The following is a 16,951-nucleotide window of genomic DNA, read 5'->3' on the forward strand; positions in this document are numbered from 1 at the left end:
TTTTTTTTAGAAAAATAATTTCTGCTTCTTGTAACAATTTATTATTCATATACACTAATAGGAAGTCTATAAATATTGTTCTATGAAAAATAGTAACCTTCTTCAAAAAATAGGAATAGTAATAATCATAGTTTCATGGTCAGTAAGACTTATTGGTAAATTTTTATATGGCGAAACCAACGAAATATTATCTGATGTTACTCTGGTAAGCTTAGTTGGAATTGGAATCTGGATTGTTGGATTTTTTAAAAAAGAAAACGATAAGAAAAAGAAAAATTTTAAAGAAAATTCTTCGATAGATTCTTAAATCTAAAAATTTGACAATTGTACTTTTAAATTGGTTTAGGCAAATGGACAATGCACTATAGATCAACTGTTACGTGGCACAATGTGATTAATTTGAAAAAAATATTACAATATTGAAAAAAGATGAAATTATTGATTTCGGAATATTAGCTTTACGCTGGTATTTGGTTTTTTATATGATTAATTATGGTTGGAGTAAATTGACTTTAAGTCAGTTTGGAGTCTACGACGCATCAATATTAGAACAACCCATTAAAGATATTGATAGTTTTTATGTAGCGTGGCATCTCTATGGAAGAAGTACATTTTTTAATATTTCAACGGGTGTTTTAGAAATTATAGGTGGATTGTTGCTGATTTTTAATAGAACTGTATTAATTGGAGCTTTATTAGTTTTATCAATTTTAACTCAAATTTTAATTATAGATATTGCTTTTACAACTGGTGTACTAGGCTTTGCGCTTCCAATAAGAATTTGCGGAATGATTTTATCTGATTTGATAATATTATTATATTATAAAGACAAAATTATAATTGCATGGAAAAGTTTAAATGTCGGAATTGCCACAAAGTTTAAATTCAAATGGTGGGTATATATAATTTTGCCAATTTTTGGTTTTCTAATGGACATTATTTTTGCTATTCTTACGAGGCCTATTAAATTATTCCTTAACTGGATTGCGAAATAAACTATTGGTAATAAAATCATCAAATATTTAAATTTGACAATCTTCCAAAATTAAAATAAGTAGTAAGATTTAGAAATATAGCTTATCTATATCCGTATGGTTCGCAACCCTTCTATTCTTATACATAACTATTATGCAATTAAAAGAAACCCATATTTCTAAGAAGAATACAAGCCCTGTAAGGTTGCAAGAATATGGAGTAGGGGTATTTCAACAGATTTCTACTAAATCGGCTTTAAAAAAAGCGATAAAAAAAAACTTGCTTTTTGTAAATGGTTCAATTGCTACAACGGCTACATTAATTACAGGAGGTGAGGTTATTGAGTATCACCATCCGTTAGAAAAAGAAAGAAATACGCGTTTATTATTAAAGCTAGAAATAGTATACGAAGATGATTATTTGGCAGTGATTAATAAGCCTGCAGGTATACTTGTTAGTGGAAATGGATTCAAAACCGTTGCAAATGCTTTAGCCCAAAATTTAAAGTATAGCTTGGCTAAAGATGCTGTAGATCCCCAACCAGCACATCGTTTGGATTATGCCACTACTGGATTGCTTTTGGTGGGAAAAACGAGTAGTGTAATTACTGATTTAAATAGACTATTTGAGCATAAGAATATTAGTAAAACCTATTATGCGATTACTATAGGAGCTATGAATACTAGCGGAACAATAGATTTGGATATAGATGGTAAACCCGCAATTTCTACTTTTGAAGTTGTTGAAACGGTAAAATCTGAACGATTTACTTTTCTCAACTTAGTTAGATTGAACCCACAAACTGGTAGACGTCATCAATTAAGAAAACATTTGTTGGGTATAGGAAACCCTATATTAGGTGATGCTACCTATTTTTTAGAAGGTCTTCAATTAAAAGGAAAGGGCTTGTATTTACATGCACAATCCATTGAGTTTAACCATCCTGTAACTAATGAAAACTTGCACGTTGTTTTAGAACTTCCTAAAAAGTTTAAAAAACTATTCCCTAAAAAGGATAAATGATTAGTGCAAAGAAAGCGCCGTAATGAACGTATTCATTACGGCGCTAAACAACTAACCAACCTAAAAACTATTTTTAATTTCTTCTACTACTTCTAGTAGCAGTACTTGTTCTAGAGCTTGAGCTTCTAGATGGAGCTTTACTAACCTTTCTAGAACTTGAACTTCTACTTACCGTACTTGTACTTCTAGATGGACTTTTAGTCGCTGTTCTAGCGGTACTACTACGTTGCGTTCTTGTATTCGTTGCAGTTCTTGTATTTGAACTTCTGCTAACTGGTTTCTTATATGTTGTAGTACTTCTTTTTACAGTTGTACTTCTTGGTGTTTTTGTTACCTCTCTTTTAGTAACCGTTCTACTTGGTGTGCTACGAACTGCCGAGCTGTTACCACGTTTAACCGTGCCATTGTTAGATGAACTTCTAGTTACTGTTCTGCTTTGTGTAGATCTACCGCTATTGGCGTTACTACGTCTTACTGTTGTAGACCTGTTGACAGTAGAACTTCTATTAGTTCTTGTCTTATTATTAGAAGCAATTGTTCTATTATTTTTTATAGCATTATTTCTTTTTGCTACACTTCTGTTACTTCTATAAGAATTGTTTCTTACGGCTACACGTTTATCGTTTCTGTAAATGGTAGATCTGTTATTTCTAATTTTATTATATCTATGTTGCTTGCCAACTGATACATAAGATTTTCTATAATTGTTTCTATAAGGACTGTAATAAGAATATCTAACAGGTGTATAATATCTTCTGTAAGGACTGTTATATACGAAACTAAATCCTATTGCCGGTCTAACAAACCATCTGTGAAAAGGACGGTATACATAATTTCTATTATATACATTAATATATCCTGTATGGTAATCATAGAAGCCATTGTTATTGTAGTATACATGCATATTACCTACACTACGTACTCTATTATTTGAGTAATTAATATCAACATCACCAATTTCGCTTACACGACCATAATAGTCATAAAAAATAGGCACATTCTCTACTTGAATTACTGCTCCATAATCATCGTATTGAGCAAATGGACTATAATCATAACCAGAATTAAATGTTACTCCATTTTTTCTACCGGTTACTTGGTTTTCGATATAGAAATCAAATTCACCATCTGGATAAACAGAAAAAGTAATTCCGCTTTCTATAAAAATAAAAGAGTTATCGTATCTATAAGTATTGCTATTTGCAACCTTATCTTCGCTAATACCTGAGGCGAAAACACCTGTGGTGCCTAAAATCATCGCTGTAAAAAGTAGTACTAAGTTTTTCATAATATAAGGTTTAAATCTGCCCCTTGAGCAGTTGTTCTAAATGTAAATATTTACATTCCCTTAGTGTATTACAAACAGCGTGCCAAAAAAAATACCCATTGATTAAATTATTAATAATCAATGGGTTGTGTATTTTTTGTGGGTGTTTAAATTACATTAGTTTCTCTTTTAAGTAACTAGCGGTATATGATTTTTTATTTTTTATGACCTCTTCTGGAGTACCTTCCGCTAATAATTGACCGCCATTTTCTCCACCACCTGGTCCCAGGTCAATTATATAATCGGCACATTTTATTAATTCTATATTATGTTCTATTACAACAATAGAATGTCCTTTTTTAATTAGGGCATTAAATGACTTTAATAATTTTTGAATATCATGAAAATGTAAACCAGTAGTTGGTTCATCAAAAATAAAAAGCGCTTTGTCTTTTGTGCTTCCTTTAATTAAGAAGGATGCCAATTTAATACGTTGGGCTTCTCCACCAGATAGGGTAGAAGATGACTGACCTAAGGTTACATAGCCTAAACCTACATCTTGTAACGGTTTTAGTTTAGTAACTATCTTGGTTTGCTCTCCAGTTTCAAAAAACTGAATGGCATCATCAATAGTCATATTAAGAACATCATCAATATTTGCATTATTAAAGGTTACTTCAAGTACTTCCTTTTTAAATCGTTTACCACCACAGGTTTCACATTCTAAATGTACATCTGCCATGAACTGCATTTCTACAGTAATTTCACCTTCACCTTTACATTTCTCGCAACGCCCACCATCTACATTAAAAGAAAAATGCTTGGCTTGATAGTTTCTTATTTTGCTTAATTTTTGATTGGCATATAGGTTTCTAATATCATCATATGCTTTTATATACGTAACAGGATTAGAACGAGAGGATCTACCAATTGGGTTTTGATCAACAAATTCTACATGTTTTATATGCTTAAATTTTCCTTCTACAGCGGAGTGTTGACCTGCTTTTTCTCCGTATCCTCCTGTTTCTTTTAAGATAATAGGATATAAGAGCTTTTTAACCAAGGTACTCTTACCACTACCAGATACTCCTGTAACCACCGTTAGCATATCTAAAGGAAAGGTTACATTTATATTTTTAAGGTTATGCTCGCGAACACCTTTTATTGTAATATGGTTTTTAGAAGTTCTACGCTCTTTTGGAACCCTAATCTCCATTTTACCATTTAAGTATTGCGCAGTTAAAGAATTAGATTTTAATATCTCCTTAAGTGTTCCTTGAGCAACTACCTCACCACCATGTGTACCAGCTTCAGGACCTATGTCAATAACTACATCTGCAGCCTTCATGATATCTTCGTCATGTTCTACTACAATTACGGTATTACCTAAGTTTCTTAAGGATATTAAAACTTCAATAAGATTTTCTGTATCTCTTGGGTGTAAACCAATACTTGGTTCATCTAATATGTACATAGAGCCTACTAAGCTACTGCCTAAAGATGTTGCCAAATTAATTCGTTGACTTTCCCCACCAGATAAGGTGTTAGATTTACGATTAATTGTTAAATAGTTTAAACCAACTTTATCTAAAAATCCTAATCGAGTATTTATTTCTACTAAAAGCCTTGCTGCTATAGTAGCGTCATTATCATTTAGTTTAAGGTCATTAAAGAAAACAATTAGTTTTTCTATAGATAAACCTACCAAAGAAGAGATTGATGCACCACCTACTTTTATATAATCTGTTTCTGGACGTAAACGTTTACCGTTACAAACATTACATTTGGTTTTGCCTCTATATCTAGAAAGCATCACCCTGTTCTGTATTTTATAGCTTTTCTCTTCTAGCATTCCAAAGAATTTATGTAGCCCTATAAAATGGGCATTTCCATCCCATACTAGTTGCTGCTGTTCTTCAGTAAGTTCATACCAAGGTTTATGAATTGGGAAATCATATTTGTAAGCAGAGTTTACCAACTGATCACGGTAAAAACTCATGCTCTCGCCACGCCAAGGAAAAATAGCATTCTCGTATACCGATAACGCTGTATTGGGTACTACTAAATCTTCATCAATACCTATAACATCACCATAGCCCTCACACTTAGGGCAAGCACCATAAGGATTGTTAAAACTAAAAAGGTGAACATTTGGCTCAAGAAAAGACATGCCGTCCAACTCAAATTTATTACTGAAAGGAGTTTGTTTGCCGTCTTCTAATTGCTCAATAATACATTCTCCTTTACCTTCAAAGAATGCTGTATCTACTGCATTTGCTAAACGATTATAAAAATCTTCATCGTCTTTGGTTATTATTCTGTCAATAACCAGGTCAAAATTTTTACCAATATCTTCTGGAACCTGATCAATACGTAAAACTTTGCCCTTATACTTAATTCGAGCATAACCTTGTTTAGAAAAAAGTTCTAATGATTTTAATGCATCTCTATCTTCGCGTATGGTAATAGGTGCCAAAAGTAAAAGCTTAGTCTGCTCATCATATGTTTTTACATGATTTACTACATCTGTAACAGTATGTTTTTTTACTTCTTTCCCAGAAATAGGAGAGAAGGTCTTACCAATACGAGCGTATAATAATTTTATATAATCATATATCTCGGTAGTGGTACCAACTGTAGATCTAGGATTGGTAGAGTTAACCTTTTGCTCTATGGCAATTGCCGGGGCAATACCTTTTATATAATCGACCTTTGGTTTGTCTAATTTTCCTAAAAACTGTCTTGCGTAAGAAGAAAGACTTTCTACATAGCGTCTTTGACCTTCTGCATATAGTGTGTCAAAAGCTAAGCTAGATTTACCAGAACCAGATAAACCTGTAATTACTACGAGTTTATTTCTAGGGATAACGACATCTATATTTTTAAGATTGTGCAGTTTTGCACCCTTAATTATTATGTTTTCTTTCGGATTTACTTCGGCTAATGTAGGCATACAAATATCTATGATTACAAAGATACGCTTTGCCTTTTTTCTGAACTAAAAAATGAAGCTTATCTAAATATTGTGTAAGAAACTTTCACATTTTTATAAGACTATTTATTTTTTTATATCTTTGGAATCTCATTAAAATTCAATTCGCCTATAACGCAACATTACTTTTTTAAGTTAGAATTTAACCACTGGACCCTTATTCATTGAATTTGGGGCTGCATTTTAACCCTATAAGTAACGTTATGGTAGTACAAGTTGAAGATTCCCAATTAGTAAAACAATACATTCAAGGAGACGAAAGAGCGATTGAAGCCCTAATCAACCGTCATAATTCTCGTTTAACAGGTTTTATCTACTCTAAAGTAGGTGACCGTGAACTAACCGAAGATATTTTTCAAGATACATTTATGAAAGTGATACGTACCTTAAAAAGAGGTGCCTATAATGAAGAAGGTAAATTTTTACCTTGGGTTATGCGTATTGCCCATAATTTGGTCATTGATCATTTTAGAAAGCATAATAGAATGCCAATGTATAATAGTAAAGAAAGCTATAATATATTTTCATTACTAGGTGATGATCGCTTAAATGCTGAAAAACAATTGATTAAAGAGCAAATAGATTCAGATTTGCTACGTATGATCAAAGAGTTACCAGAAGATCAGCAAGAGGTTTTAGAAATGCGTATATATAAGGATATGAGTTTTAAAGAAATTTCTGATAATACTGGTGTGAGTATTAATACTGCTTTAGGTAGAATGCGCTACGCTTTAATTAACCTAAGAAAGCTTGTAGAAGCCAATAGTATAGTTTTAACGAATTAATTGGTTACAGGTCGAGTGGATCTACTATCTTCATACATGTGTCGTTCTTTAGATGAACCTAAACAACTAGTAACATGGAAAAATTATACACGAAGAATAAAAGTAAGAACACATTAGTAAAAGCAAAACCTGAAACAATTCAGTTTTTACTTTCTTATTCTAAATCTTTGAATATCACAGAAGCAGAAGGATTGCAGTTTGAGAGTAATTTAAACTAATAGAATGTTTACCAATATATAAACCCTTAGGCATTGCCTAAGGGTTTTTTCGTTTCAACCGAGATTGGTTCTACTAATTTTAGTTTGTTTACACTTTATTTATTGTAGGATAAGATGGTTTTTAATACCATTATATATATAGGTATTCTATTGTAGTGTCAATATTTAAGGGCATTTGGCGGATTCTGGGTGGTTTTATCCTTTCCTACAATTTTTCAACGGAACTATCTGAAATTCTTTTTATTGTGTGGAAATATACTTTTTCGATGTTTCACATCATAAATACGCAGTTTGACAACATACTTTTTTTAGCAGCCCCCCTTTTCTCTAGTTTTATATCAGAAATAAAAAACAAACCAATTAACTAAAAAGATTTTCCCAATCTTAACCAATTAAAGAAAGTAACTCGTATGAAACTACAAATTGAAGACTCAGAATTAGTTAAAGATTATATCAGCGGTAACGAAGGGGCCCTTGAAATTTTAATTAACAGACACAATCAACGTATTACTAGTTTTATCTATTCTAAGGTTTTAGATAGGGATATCACAGAAGATATTTTTCAAGACACTTTTATTAAGGTAATTAAAACCTTAAAAAGAGGTAAGTATAGTGAGGAAGGAAAATTTTTACCATGGGTAATGAGAATTTCTCATAACCTTATAATAGATCACTTCAGAAGAAACAAAAGAATGCCAATGTTTGAAGGCAGCGATGACTTTAATATTTTCTCTGTAATTGGAGATGATAAGTTAAATGCCGAGAAACAATTAATAAAAAATCAAATAGATACTGATTTAAGACAATTGGTTGAAGAATTACCAGATGATCAAAAAGAAGTTCTTTTAATGCGTATCTATAAAGATATGAGTTTCAAAGAAATCTCTGAAAACACTGGGGTTAGCATAAATACTGCATTAGGGAGAATGCGTTATGCTTTAATTAATCTTAGAAAAATCATTGAAAAAAACAATATAGTTCTTACGAATTAATTTAGGGTAGAGAGCAGAGTAAACAATATTTCCAAATTTGCGTCGTTATTTTAGTGTAACAATGTAGGAAGTATGGAAAAAATTTACTCAAATTACCAAGAACAGACCGGATTTAACAAAGTTTGTCCGAAGACAATCAACTTCTTATTGAGCTATTCACAAGCTTTATTTGAGTTTGAATACGAAGATTTAGAATTCGAAACATTTTTGAATTAGTAATAAAGCCCGCTTTTAGCGGGCTTTATTCTTTTTATAGTAATTATTAAGTACGGTTTTTCTTCCAATTGTCTTTGTGATAATATCTTTCTCTAAATCCCACCCTCTTGCAGGGGAATATTCTCTACCATACCATATTATTTGTAAATGAAGATCGTTCCAAATTTCTTTTGGGAATAATCTCTTAGCATCCTTTTCTGTTTGCACTACGTTTTTGCCATTTGTAAATCCCCATCTATATAACAATCTATGAATATGGGTATCTACAGGAAATGCCGGTATACCAAAAGCTTGTGATACAACTACGCTAGCAGTTTTATGACCTACGGCAGGAAGTTCCTCTAAATATTCAAGTTCTTTGGGTACTTCGCCATTATGTTTATCTATTAATATTTGTGACAACCCATGAATTCCTTTTGCTTTCATTGGTGATAACCCAACGGGCTTAATAATTTCCCTTATTTCATCTACACTCAATTTAATCATATCATAAGGGTTGTCTGCCCTGGCAAATAGAAGGGGAGTAATTTTATTAACCCTAACATCTGTACTTTGTGCTGACATTAAAACTGCAATTAATAAAGTATATGGATCTTTATGATCCAGAGGCACAGGAATTTCTGGATATAGTTCTTGAAGCTTAGAAATTGTAAAAGCTATTTTTTCGGCTTTCGTCATTAATTGTTTAATTTTGATTGAAAATATTTAAACACAAATTTATAAAACTTCATTTATGAATACGTTAAAAGTTGGTGATAAAGTCCCTCCATTTTCTGTTAAAGATCAAGATGGAAATACAGTTAGTTTAAAGGACTATCAAGGAAAAAAACTTATTGTTTTTTTCTATCCTAAGGCAAGTACACCGGGTTGCACTGCTGAGGCATGTAATTTAAGGGATAATTATAAAGAATTACAATCTGAAGGCTATGAACTTTTAGGGGTTAGTGCAGATTCTGAAAAAAGACAGGCGAAATTTAAAGAGAAATATGAATTTCCATTTCCATTATTAGCAGATGAAGATCATACAGTAGTTAATGCATTTGGTGTTTGGGGACTAAAGAAATTTATGGGTCGCGAATATGATGGTATTCATAGAAAAACTTTTGTGGTTGATGGTGAAGGAATCGTAACTAAAGTAATAGATAAGGTTAAGACAAAAGACCATGCTGCTCAGTTATTAGGCTGATATTGAATAAATTGTAAATAAAAAACGTCCATTAAAAATGGACGTTTTTTTTGTTTTATACTATAGCGGTCAACAGATTATTCAGTCTCTTGCTCTTCGTTTTTTCTTGTGAACAATTGCTTTTGTTTAATAATTTCAGCAATTCCCTCAGGAAGCATTTTTTCCCATCCTTCATCATTGTTCATTAATTTTTTAAGAACATCTCTAGAGAAAATATGCATAACATCTGGTTCGTAATCTATGATGTCCATGACCTTGCCGTTGTACTTAAAGAATTTGTACAATTCTTTCATACGTGGGTGAACCTTAACGTTATTACTAGTCATTATTTGACCGGTATCTGGGTTTTTCATTGGGTATAGATACACTTGTAAATCTTTAAAGAAAAGCTTACCAAAAGCTTCAAGTATACCACCACTCAAATGACGATAGTATTTTTCATCGAATATGTCTACAAGGTTGTTTACACCCATGGTAAGACCAATTCTATTTTTAGTATAATTATTAAAATACTCTACTAGTTTGTAATACTCTTGAAATTTAGAAATCATTACAGAATGTCCTAATGAACAAAGTAATTCTGCCCTATCCATAAAATCTTGCTCATCTATTTCTCCAGAGGCTTTTAGATTAGATAGTGTTATTTCAAAAATAACAATAGTGTTGTTTTGATCAACGCCTTTATCACGAATGAAAATATCATAAGATTTTTCAAACATATCTAAGTTTACTTTGGTTACCGGTCTAAAACTACCACGTAATGCCAAAATATTCTTTTTATAAAGAACTGCTGCAGGTAAAAGATTATTTCCATCAGGACCGAACATAACAGCATCTGTCATGTCATTTTTAATAAGTTGAAGACTCATCAAACGGTTATCTACTTCTTTAAAGTTTGGCCCAGAGAAATTGATCATATCAATCTCTAGTGTATCCTTATCTATATGGTCATACAGATATTTCAACATTTTCTTAGGTTTATGGTACTTGTAAAAAGCGCCATAAATTAAGTTAACACCAAGAATACCTAGCGTTTCTTGTTGTAACCTTGCTTCATTTTGCTTAAAACGAATATGAAGGATTATTTCATCATAATCTTTCTGCTTTGGGTCTAATTGATATCTAATGCCGATCCAACCATGACCTTTGTAACGTTTAGAAAAATCAATGGTAGCAACTGTGTTTGCATATGAAAAGAACAACCTGTCTGGGTGGTTATCGCGACTAATGCGCTCCTCCATCAATTGCATTTCATAGTCAAGCATGGTTTTAAGTCTCGCTTGGGTTACATATCGCCCATCCGTCTCAACACCATAAATAGCATCACTAAAATCTTTGTCATAAGCACTCATTGCTTTAGCAATTGTACCAGATGCACCACCAGATCTAAAGAAGTGACGGGCAGTTTCTTGACCGGCGCCAATTTCAGCGAAGGTTCCATATATATCTGGGTTCAGATTTATACGTAGGGTTTTTGCTTTTATAGAGGGAATGTTTTCAAAGACACTATCTCGTTTTAATACCGATGCCATTTTTTACCTGTTTATCTTTTAACAAAGTTATAAAGAATGGTTGTTACAAAGGGCAATAGCGGCAAAAAAATGGCATAAGTTTCGGTTATTGTTTTTATTCCCTTTTAATTAGAGTGATCTTATAATTTTCAGCCACCTATTTTATTAAAAAGGAATTAAATTTGTAACACATGATTAATAATTTACGTGTCACTTTTTTAGGAACGGGAACTTCTCAAGGTATTCCAATTATTGGAAGCACACACCCGGTATGTTTAAGCGATAACCCAAAAGACAAAAGGCTTAGGGTATCAGTTTTACTTTCTTGGAAAGAATTTAACTATGTTATTGATTGCGGACCAGATTTTCGTCAGCAAATGCTTAGGCACAATGTAAAACACCTCGACGGCATTTTATATACACATGAACATTCAGATCATACTGCTGGTTTAGATGATATTCGCCCCTTTTTCTTTAGACAAGGTAATATTCCAATTTATGCCCATAAAAGGGTTGTAAAGTCTTTAATAAAACGATTTGATTATATTTTTGAGGAGAAAAATAGATATCCCGGAGCTCCATCAGTTGATATAAATTTTGTTGAGAATAATGAACCCTTTCTTATTGGTAATGAAATAGTTACTCCAATTAATGTCTTGCATAATAAACTACAGGTATTTGGTTACAGGGTGGGGGACTTTACATATTTAACTGATGTAAAATCTATAGATCCAATAGAATTAAAAAAAATTAAGGGCTCTAAAGTTGTAGTAGTAAATGCATTACGAATAGAACCACATATCTCTCATTTCAATTTAGACGAGGCTCTTGCCTTTATAAAAGAAGTAAATCCAGAAAAAGCATATTTTACCCATATTAGTCATTTACTTGGTTTTCATGACGAAGTAGAAATTATGCTGCCGAATAATGTACATTTGGCATACGATAATTTAACAATCACCATTTAATTATGAAGAGTAAAATATTTCTTTACCTATTTTTATTTGTATCCTTAATATGCCTGTATTTAATGGTTAGTAGTAGTAATATGGCTAAAGCTTATTCTCAAAAAGCTGAAGCTAAAACAGAAAAAATTAAAAGATTAGAAAATCAGGTAGAAGAATTAAAAGATTCAGTCCAAAAATCTTCTCTAAAGGTTCTGGATATGCAATATTTCTCTTTGGAAAATAATGATGATGCCCTTGCTTATTTTGAGGAATTGAACTTACAAAACCCTGCGGCTTATGTTGCGGATAAATTATTGGAGACCAATGCTCAAAAGGGGGGTAACCCGTTAGTACCTTATGAGGGAATGCAGAATGATTTTAAAATCAATAAAATTAAAGTTCTAAACCATAAATGGATTTTAACCGATTTCTCTGACGGAAAATATTGGGGAGAATTATTAATAAAATACGAAGTAAAAGATGATCTAGGGGTAGATTTTACCTTAATAGACCACCTATTGTATACGCGTAGTAATTAGATTTTATCTGAAATCCATTTTTTAAGTGAATAGAAATTCTGCGGAGCAACTCCATGTCCTGCAGGAAATTCTTCATAGACATGTTTTACACCCAAATTCTTTAAAAGCTCTGGTGCTTTTCTAGCCCAATCTACCGGTATCACCTGGTCCATATCACCATGCGAACAATAGAAATTTAGGCTGTCGAAATTGTTTTCCTCATATGAATCTACCAGTATTTTTTCATTGATATATCCACTTAGCGCAATTACATTCTTTACTTTGTCAGGATAAGATAATGCAACTGCATAACTAAGAATTGTGCCTTGGCTAAAACCTAAAAGGTTTACGTTACTTTCATCCAAGCCATATGTGGAGCATGCTTCACCAATAAAATTTTTGATTTTATCACGAGATTCAATGGCTTGCTCATCATCACTCCATTTGCCTTTTTCATCATCAAAGTTAATTGCATACCATGCATAACCGTAAGGTTGCAATATATAAGGTGCGCGTACCGCTATAATGCATAATTCTTCTGGTAATTCTGGAGCAAAAGAAAAAAGATCTTCTTCATTACTACCGTAACCATGCAGCATAAAAAGTACTGGTGGTTTTTTATCGGTTAGGCTAGAAGGTCTAATAATGTGTTCTAAAGATAGGGGAGCTGTTGTCATTGTTTATTTAATAAAAGTGAACCATTTTTGAAAAGATGGACCTACTATTGGTACTATTTGTTCTTTGTTGCTTAAGGCGCCAATAAAACCATATATCCATAATACTATGTAACAAAGGTATAACCCATAAAGGGCGTATTGATTGAACCAAACACTTGAAAATAAAGCAAAGCCATGAAACATCAAGTGTAGACCAAAAGCTTGGCGTGTGTGTATTCTTGCAAAACGATACTGTGGCTCATTGTTCATTGAAAGCGCTATAATTGCACCAATAATGGTCAAATAGGCTATGATAGCCGTAGTTTTTCCTGGTATGTCGGGAGATTTCTCCATTGTTAATTATTTAATACTAATTGATTGTTTGCAATAGTTCCAACTACTTTTCCTTTCATTTTTTCACCTATTGCAATGGCATTTTTGCTGGTGCTAATAATATGTTGTTCTGAGAATTCGAAAGATTCCTCTGTAGTAAAAAGAGTAAGATTAGCTTCTTGACCAACCTCTAAATTTATTTCTTCCATACCAAAAATGGACCTTCCTTTGGTCAGTAATAAAACGGATTCTTCAAATCCTAATAGATTATTAAGAATTCCGAATATGCTTTCTAAACCTATTGAACCAAAATCGGCATTGTCAAATTCAACATGTTTTAGTTCAACATTTAAAGGGGTGTGGTCAGACGTTACTAAGTCTATAGTACCATTCTTAACCCCTTTTTGCAAAGCCTTTAAATCCGCTGCAGTCCTTAATGGCGGCATTACTTTATATTGTGTATCAAAATCTTCTAGCGCATCATCTGTAATTAAAAGATTATGTGCTGCTACACTGCAAAAAACTTGTAGCCCTTTTTTCTTGGCATCTGCAATTAGCTTCACAGAGTTTGCAGTAGAAATTGTGGGTATAAAAAGTTTGCCACCTGTATATTCTAAGATGAATAAATCTCTTGCAACCTGTAATTCTTCAGCTAGGGCTGGTATTCCTTTTAAACCTAGTTTAGTACTTGTAATGCCTTCATTCACAATTCCTTTACCAGATATACTTTTATCCAACGGAAAAGAAAATATTAATCCTCCAAAATTTTGAGCGTACTGTAAGGCTATTTTCAAAAGATTGGCATTAGACATTGGGTACTTAAAGTCATAAAAACCTTTAGCTCCGGCATTTTGCATGTCGTACAACTCGGCAAGTATTTCTCCTTCGCCTTTTACAGTAAGGTTTCCAAGTGGGTGTAAATTTGTTAGTTGTTCTTTTGCAGCATTTTTTAAGTAAACTATATCTGAAGATGAGTCTGGAGTTGGGTGGCTACTGGTATTTAAAATAATATCTGTAAATCCGCTTTTCGCAGCTGTTAGCAATCCGTTTTCTATAGTTTCTCTTTCTTCATAGCCCGGTTCTCCAAAACTAACACCACTATCAAACCAACCAATTGAAACATGTAGATTTTTTATGTCTATTACTTTTGTTTTACCTGTAGGCTCAATGTTTGTTTCAATAGCATCTATAACTCCGTTTTTAATAAGAATATCCCTCTTTTTTAAATGAAGGTTTTTTGTATTCCCATTTACTATAGTTACTGATTTTAAGAGTGTGTTCATAGGTTTACGGGTGGTTCGTTATTAGCTTATTTTAAGAATCTTTGAAGTGCCGTCTCAATTAAAACAAATGCGAATGCTAAAATAGCAAACCATTTCCAAAACTCGTTTATAGCATTGTTTTTTTGACTTTCTAAAAAGAAATCTGATAATGACGTTTGATTGTTGTTTTCTGGAAGTTGAGCATAAAGTAATTCGCTCTCCTTTCTATTATTATTAAAACTAATGTGTCTTAAAGTTTGCTCATTATGCTTCACTCTGTAAATACCAGCTGATTTGGGGTTTTCAGTAAAATTTATCTGTACTTTTTTAGGAAGAACTCGTTGTTGTGGTATAAATTCATTTTCCTTGTCTGCTATTTTTATAATATCATCTTGCTGCAAGGTAACCGGTAGCTCAATTTCTACATCACTTCCAATTGTAACATACAATGGGGGAAGTTTTAAACTATTCATTCCCATATTATAAAAAGCAGGAACTATGAGTGGTGAATTCTTAAAATTAGAATTATCATTATTGATTGCAGCGGCAAAAAAGAAAGCATTTTTACCGCCTAACAAGAAAGGTTCTTTATTTTGAAATTCTAAAGCTATTGGCGCTTTAGTTTTAAATTTAAAACGTTGGTTTACCGATGGGAATTGAAAATCTGTGACCTTCTTGTCAAATACATTTACAAATAATGGATGCTCAGTTTTTACAGTAGCAATTGACATTTTTTGAGAGACTTCGTTTACATATTGGCTACTATAGAATGATGAAGCCAATTCGTTATAGGATTCAATTTCACCATCAGTAGATGGGATTAAAACAAAACTGCCACCATTGTTGCTCAAAGTTTTAATAGCTGTTATTAAAGAAGCAGGAAGTTTTTGAACCTCGTTAAGAATTACTAAGTCTTGATTCTCAATAGTACTGTAGTTTAATTGCGCTAAGGTGCTTGTAGAGAAATCAAATTCGTCTTCGGTATAAATACGTTTTAAAAAATCTGATGATGAATTACCGATGACCAAAATTTTGATTTTTGATTTCTCATCAATGTTAAAATAGAATTGGTTGTCATAGTCCAACCCTGTATCGCTAATCGCTACTTTCCCTAAAATAACCTCGTTCGTATTTATGGTAAAGCGAACTTCAGAATTTTTAGTGACATCAAACTTTGCTGCTGTTTTTGCTATAAGTTTATCATTGTTGAATAAAGAAACCGGTATGGTTTCTTCTTCAGAATTTGTTGACAATAACGCCACAAGTTCTATATTTTCATTATTTCGTTCTGCAATGAAAACAGAATCAATAGCGGTATTGAGCAGTATGGTGTTTGATGGTTTTATAAAACTAATATTAATGTATTTGGTGGAGTCGATAGCTGCTGGATTACCCATACGTTGCTGAAAATCAGATATGATCACCAAGTTTTTTTGTGATGCTGCATTATCTGAAAAGTATGTATTAGCTTTTAAAACAATTTCAGCAATTGCTAATTGCTCTGCGGCTACAGAAAGATTCAGTAATTCGTTTTGAATGTCTTTTACTTCAACATCTTTATACACTTGTTTATTAGTAAACAAAGTAAACCTTTGCTCATTAGGTATGTATTTGATGAAATCTTGAATGGTGTTTTTGAAAAGATTTACATTTTCAATTTGCCCGTTCATACTAAAAGAATCGTCTAAATAAAAAACAGTTTCTTTTTCTTGAAGTGCGGTATCATTTGCTATAAACGGTTGTGCAAAAGTAAAAACCAGCGCAGCTAACAAACCCATTCTAGTAAATAGTAATAGCCACTTTTTTAGGGAGCTACTTTTTCTTGACTCTGAAACAACTTGTTTTAAGAACTTTACATTTGTAAAAGGCGTTTTCTTAAATCGACGTAATTGAAAAAGGTGAATTAATATAGGAATGAGTAGTAGTAAAAGACCCCAAAGTAGTTCTGGATATTTAAATTGCATTCCTTGTTGTGATTAGGGCAAAGATAATTATTTTGAATTTAGAAGCTTACGAGAATTGAACTATTATTTATTTGATTTTTAAAGCGTTTTAAAACTAAGATAATCG

The 16,951-nt window shown here is 32.4% G+C and carries 17 protein-coding genes; 9 read left to right on the forward strand and 8 right to left on the reverse strand.

All coding sequences use genetic code 11. The features are described 5' to 3' along the window. Positions 1 to 82: 82 nt before the first annotated feature. From P178_RS0112660 to P178_RS0112670, 3 genes are all read left to right on the forward strand, one after another. Positions 83 to 307, forward strand: coding sequence for a hypothetical protein (locus P178_RS0112660; RefSeq protein WP_027066566.1), 225 nt, complete (start codon positions 83 to 85; stop codon positions 305 to 307). A gap of 112 nt (positions 308 to 419) precedes the next feature. After that, a complete protein-coding gene (locus P178_RS0112665; RefSeq protein WP_027066567.1) occupies positions 420 to 995 on the forward strand; it encodes a DoxX family membrane protein in 576 nt (191 codons plus the stop codon). Between the two features lie 133 nt (positions 996 to 1,128). Next, a complete protein-coding gene (locus P178_RS0112670) occupies positions 1,129 to 1,998 on the forward strand; it encodes an RluA family pseudouridine synthase (protein ID WP_027066568.1) in 870 nt (289 codons plus the stop codon). A gap of 73 nt (positions 1,999 to 2,071) precedes the next feature. Here the strand turns inward: P178_RS0112670 and P178_RS0112675 are convergent, their stop codons facing one another. Beyond that, entirely contained in the window at positions 2,072 to 3,286 is a 1,215-nt protein-coding gene (locus P178_RS0112675) for a hypothetical protein (RefSeq protein ID WP_027066569.1), read from the reverse strand. 151 nt (positions 3,287 to 3,437) lie between these two features. Beyond that, positions 3,438 to 6,218 carry an excinuclease ABC subunit UvrA gene (gene uvrA / locus P178_RS0112680; protein ID WP_027066570.1) on the reverse strand — a complete coding sequence of 927 codons (2,781 nt, stop codon included), beginning with the start codon at positions 6,216 to 6,218 and terminating at the stop codon, positions 3,438 to 3,440. A gap of 242 nt (positions 6,219 to 6,460) precedes the next feature. On the opposite strand from uvrA, the gene P178_RS0112685 reads away from it, so the two are divergent. The 3 genes from P178_RS0112685 (at position 6,461) to P178_RS0112695 (ending at position 8,252) form a co-directional block, all read left to right on the forward strand. Further along, complete coding sequence (locus P178_RS0112685) at positions 6,461 to 7,042, forward strand: RNA polymerase sigma factor (RefSeq protein ID WP_027066571.1); 582 nt, start codon at positions 6,461 to 6,463, stop codon at positions 7,040 to 7,042. 74 nt (positions 7,043 to 7,116) lie between these two features. Then, positions 7,117 to 7,260 carry a hypothetical protein gene (locus P178_RS23455; protein WP_177214965.1) on the forward strand — a complete coding sequence of 48 codons (144 nt, stop codon included), beginning with the start codon at positions 7,117 to 7,119 and terminating at the stop codon, positions 7,258 to 7,260. Positions 7,261 to 7,670: 410 nt separating this feature from the next. After that, entirely contained in the window at positions 7,671 to 8,252 is a 582-nt protein-coding gene (locus tag P178_RS0112695; protein ID WP_027066572.1) for an RNA polymerase sigma factor, read from the forward strand. A 231-nt stretch (positions 8,253 to 8,483) separates the two neighbouring features. On the opposite strand, the gene P178_RS0112705 is transcribed toward P178_RS0112695, so the two are convergent. After that, the gene (locus P178_RS0112705; protein ID WP_027066573.1) at positions 8,484 to 9,146 is read right to left on the reverse strand and encodes an endonuclease III domain-containing protein; all 663 of its coding nucleotides are present in this window, start codon (positions 9,144 to 9,146) and stop codon (positions 8,484 to 8,486) included. Positions 9,147 to 9,201: 55 nt separating this feature from the next. Between P178_RS0112705 and bcp the strand changes: the two genes are divergently transcribed. Then, the gene (gene bcp / locus P178_RS0112710) at positions 9,202 to 9,654 is read left to right on the forward strand and encodes a thioredoxin-dependent thiol peroxidase (protein ID WP_027066574.1); all 453 of its coding nucleotides are present in this window, start codon (positions 9,202 to 9,204) and stop codon (positions 9,652 to 9,654) included. A gap of 77 nt (positions 9,655 to 9,731) precedes the next feature. Here bcp and P178_RS0112715 read toward each other — a convergent pair whose 3' ends face one another. Beyond that, positions 9,732 to 11,186: a nicotinate-nucleotide adenylyltransferase gene (locus P178_RS0112715; protein WP_027066575.1), complete on the reverse strand. Its 1,455-nt coding sequence runs from the start codon at positions 11,184 to 11,186 to the stop codon at positions 9,732 to 9,734. A 170-nt stretch (positions 11,187 to 11,356) separates the two neighbouring features. Here P178_RS0112715 and P178_RS0112720 point away from each other — a divergent pair, with 170 nt between their 5' ends. Next, on the forward strand, positions 11,357 to 12,133 hold the full coding sequence (locus tag P178_RS0112720) for an MBL fold metallo-hydrolase (protein ID WP_027066576.1): 777 nt from the start codon (positions 11,357 to 11,359) through the stop codon (positions 12,131 to 12,133). A gap of 2 nt (positions 12,134 to 12,135) precedes the next feature. Further along, entirely contained in the window at positions 12,136 to 12,651 is a 516-nt protein-coding gene (locus P178_RS0112725; protein WP_027066577.1) for an anthranilate synthase component I, read from the forward strand. Here P178_RS0112725 and P178_RS0112730 read toward each other — a convergent pair. The 4 genes from P178_RS0112730 to P178_RS0112745 are packed head-to-tail and all read right to left on the reverse strand — an operon-like array spanning position 12,648 to position 16,845. Then, positions 12,648 to 13,307: an alpha/beta hydrolase gene (locus P178_RS0112730; protein WP_027066578.1), complete on the reverse strand. Its 660-nt coding sequence runs from the start codon at positions 13,305 to 13,307 to the stop codon at positions 12,648 to 12,650. The genes P178_RS0112725 and P178_RS0112730 overlap by 4 nt on opposite strands. A gap of 3 nt (positions 13,308 to 13,310) precedes the next feature. Then, a complete protein-coding gene (locus P178_RS0112735) occupies positions 13,311 to 13,640 on the reverse strand; it encodes a hypothetical protein (RefSeq protein ID WP_027066579.1) in 330 nt (109 codons plus the stop codon). 2 nt (positions 13,641 to 13,642) lie between these two features. After that, positions 13,643 to 14,902: a dihydroorotase gene (locus P178_RS0112740; protein ID WP_027066580.1), complete on the reverse strand. Its 1,260-nt coding sequence runs from the start codon at positions 14,900 to 14,902 to the stop codon at positions 13,643 to 13,645. A 26-nt stretch (positions 14,903 to 14,928) separates the two neighbouring features. Next, a complete protein-coding gene (locus tag P178_RS0112745) occupies positions 14,929 to 16,845 on the reverse strand; it encodes a BatA domain-containing protein (protein WP_027066581.1) in 1,917 nt (638 codons plus the stop codon). Positions 16,846 to 16,951 lie beyond the last annotated feature (106 nt).

It is taken from the genome of Maribacter sp. Hel_I_7, assembly GCF_000688315.1.
Taxonomy (GTDB): domain Bacteria; phylum Bacteroidota; class Bacteroidia; order Flavobacteriales; family Flavobacteriaceae; genus Maribacter; species Maribacter stanieri.

Bases quoted from the DNA above. Each gene is read 5' to 3' on its own strand.
- P178_RS0112715 (WP_027066575.1), bottom strand. From the start codon at position 11,186: ATGGCATCGGTATTAAAACGAGATAGTGTCTTTGAAAACATTCCCTCT.
- uvrA (WP_027066570.1), bottom strand. From the start codon at position 6,218: ATGCCTACATTAGCCGAAGTAAATCCGAAAGAAAACATAATAATTAAG.
- bcp (WP_027066574.1), top strand. From the start codon at position 9,202: ATGAATACGTTAAAAGTTGGTGATAAAGTCCCTCCATTTTCTGTTAAA.
- P178_RS23455 (WP_177214965.1), top strand. From the start codon at position 7,117: ATGGAAAAATTATACACGAAGAATAAAAGTAAGAACACATTAGTAAAA.
- P178_RS0112685 (WP_027066571.1), top strand. From the start codon at position 6,461: ATGGTAGTACAAGTTGAAGATTCCCAATTAGTAAAACAATACATTCAA.
- P178_RS0112660 (WP_027066566.1), top strand. From the start codon at position 83: ATGAAAAATAGTAACCTTCTTCAAAAAATAGGAATAGTAATAATCATA.
- P178_RS0112705 (WP_027066573.1), bottom strand. From the start codon at position 9,146: ATGACGAAAGCCGAAAAAATAGCTTTTACAATTTCTAAGCTTCAAGAA.
- P178_RS0112675 (WP_027066569.1), bottom strand. From the start codon at position 3,286: ATGAAAAACTTAGTACTACTTTTTACAGCGATGATTTTAGGCACCACA.
- P178_RS0112735 (WP_027066579.1), bottom strand. From the start codon at position 13,640: ATGGAGAAATCTCCCGACATACCAGGAAAAACTACGGCTATCATAGCC.
- P178_RS0112745 (WP_027066581.1), bottom strand. From the start codon at position 16,845: ATGCAATTTAAATATCCAGAACTACTTTGGGGTCTTTTACTACTACTC.
- P178_RS0112740 (WP_027066580.1), bottom strand. From the start codon at position 14,902: ATGAACACACTCTTAAAATCAGTAACTATAGTAAATGGGAATACAAAA.
- P178_RS0112725 (WP_027066577.1), top strand. From the start codon at position 12,136: ATGAAGAGTAAAATATTTCTTTACCTATTTTTATTTGTATCCTTAATA.
- P178_RS0112730 (WP_027066578.1), bottom strand. From the start codon at position 13,307: ATGACAACAGCTCCCCTATCTTTAGAACACATTATTAGACCTTCTAGC.
- P178_RS0112720 (WP_027066576.1), top strand. From the start codon at position 11,357: ATGATTAATAATTTACGTGTCACTTTTTTAGGAACGGGAACTTCTCAA.
- P178_RS0112695 (WP_027066572.1), top strand. From the start codon at position 7,671: ATGAAACTACAAATTGAAGACTCAGAATTAGTTAAAGATTATATCAGC.
- P178_RS0112670 (WP_027066568.1), top strand. From the start codon at position 1,129: ATGCAATTAAAAGAAACCCATATTTCTAAGAAGAATACAAGCCCTGTA.